The organism is Persicitalea sp. (genome assembly GCF_041751555.1).
In the GTDB taxonomy this organism is placed as follows: Bacteria; Bacteroidota; Bacteroidia; order Cytophagales; family Spirosomataceae; genus Persicitalea.
This window is the reverse complement of record NZ_JBGSXF010000645.1, coordinates 1-2355: the sequence shown is the minus strand read 5'-3', so window position 1 is coordinate 2355 and position 2355 is coordinate 1. Positions and strand designations below refer to the sequence as shown.

Genomic DNA, 2355 nt, shown 5'->3' with positions numbered 1-2355 from the left:
ACCTTCCAACCAGCCGAGCGGTTTACGGTGGATGGATTGAGACCTTTGAGATCAAAAAATCCTTAGAGTAATTCTTTGTCCATTTACTAAAAGAACCCCAGTATTAAAGTGAAGCAGGTGTATCTGTACGCATCGATGGGAACAATACTATATTTTCTCAATATCTACTTTCTGTACCAGTCGTCTCTGTTTTCAGCCCAAACAGCCGACGTTATCTATCTGGTATCGAACTGCATAGCCATATTCTGGATCATAAAGGCGGGCCAGAATGCTTCCCGGATTATGTTTTTCAAAAACAACAACGACATTTTCAACACCGAAAACGAAACCTTTCCCCAAAACGAGGATTTTAAGGAAAATGACGACTCCATCCATTTCAAAACCCTGTACTACTACAACAAAAAATGGCGGGATGGTTGGGTGAACATCATCAATCCGTATCGGTCGAATATGATATTGGGTACGCCGGGCAGCGGTAAGTCATTCGCCATTCTGGTGCCGGCCATTTGGCAATCCATCTGGAAAGGCTACACTGCCTACATCTATGACTTCAAGTACCCCATATTGACGCTGGAGGCATATAATGCTTACCACAAGACCATTCGGGAGAATCCAACGGCTTGGGGGCGGAATGCCCAGGGCAAGTTGATTGTACCGAAATTCTACGTAATCAACTTTGACGACATCGAGTATTCCCATCGTTGCAACCCGCTTGTTCCGTCCAGCATGACTGAAATTTTGGACGGTTACCAAAGTGCAGCGACCATCATGCTCAACCTCAACCGAACCTGGGTAAACAAACAAGGCGACTTTTTTGTGGAGTCGGCCATTAACTTCCTGACCTCTGTGATTTGGTACATGAAGCTGGTGACCATCAAGTACACCCGGCTGTTCAACGAAGAAATGGAAAAGCCAGCGGCTCTGCGCGATCCCGAAATGTTGGATTTATACGCTCGCTTCCGAAACGTCTGCACGTTTCCCCATATCCTGGAATTTGCCTGTCAGAAAGAGTACAAGGAAATGTTTACCATTATGGCTTCCTACCCGCAATTGGAGGCTTACGTGCGCCCCTTTGCAAGTGCTGCTCAGCACGGGGCGGCCGAGCAGCTCGAAGGGCAAATCGCTTCGGTACGCATCCCGTTAGCCCGGCTTTCCTCGCCCACATTGTATTGGATCATGTCGGGCAACGACTTTACTCTTGACATCAATAATCCCGACGATCCCAAAATCCTCTGCACGGGTAATAACCCCGAGCGGGATGAAGTGTATGGTGCTGTCTTCTCTTTGTACACTTCCAAAATGACCAAGCTGGTCAATAAGCAGGGAAAACTCAAGTCCGCGCTTTTCTGGGATGAATTACCCACCATGTTCTTGAAAGGCATTTCTTCCCTCATGGCCACCGCCCGGAGCAACAAAGTGGCCACTTGGCTCGGTTTTCAGGATTTCGAACAGTTGGCGTCAGGTTACGGTGAACGGGAATCCAAAGTGATAATGAACTTACCAGGGAACATTTTTTCCGGGCAGGTGGTGTTTGAGTCGGCGGAAAAGCTATCCAGGCGCTTTGGAAAAACGCAGCAGGAATCTGAAAACATTACTTTCGGAAAAGAAGAAACCTCAGTCACGCTCTCGACCGCCCTGCACGAAGTGATTCCGGCATCTAAAATATCGGGGCTTTCGCAAGGCGAGTTCGTGGGTCAATTTGCCGACAACTTCGGCGAAGAAATCAAACTCAAAACCTTCAAAGGGGTTATAAGGGTAGATCAGGAAGGCATGGAGAAAGTCCACGCTAAACCACCCGTTATCAAAGACATAGCCAAGCTGGTAAGCAAACACTATCCGGGTGAAAAATACCTAGAGAATGAAAAGGAGACTTGGAAATTACGCCTGCTCGACGACAATTATCGGTCAATCAAAACCGAGGTAGCCCAACTCATCAAACTAGAGTACGAAGAATTTCAAACAGAAGTCAAACCATGATATTTTTCAAAGAAAATAGACATTTTATATTATTTTATTCTAATTTTAGGGCATCTATAACCTACACACTAAATAGCACTTAGCTCAATCTTTTTGACACAATGACCTCCAATCCTGAAATCCACCGGAAACTCGATGAGATATACTCTGAGCAAGAAGCCATAGCCTTCTTTAACAAACTAGTTTTTTCGTTATGTCTGCAACTGATCGTCGCGGCCAAGAGAGAGAGGGGAGAGTTGACCGCTGAAGAAGCAGATCAGATGTCGAAGAAGCCTAGTGAGAAAATGCTATTGGAACCTTATGGCCTGAGCTATATTCAATACAGGGCGTTGAAAGATGGGAAAGGTACGGCCGCAAATATCATGACGTTTAAACGAA

At 46.0% G+C, this 2355-nt stretch carries 2 protein-coding genes; both read left to right on the top strand.

The annotated features are described in order from the left end of the window. The first annotated feature begins 102 nt into the window (after positions 1-102). On the top strand, positions 103-1977 hold the full coding sequence (locus ACEW8P_RS22715; RefSeq protein WP_373515358.1) for a TraM recognition domain-containing protein: 1875 nt from the start codon (positions 103-105) through the stop codon (positions 1975-1977). A gap of 101 nt (positions 1978-2078) precedes the next feature. After that, positions 2079-2355: hypothetical protein (locus ACEW8P_RS22710; protein ID WP_373515357.1), on the top strand; the 277-nt coding region annotated here is incomplete at its 3' end.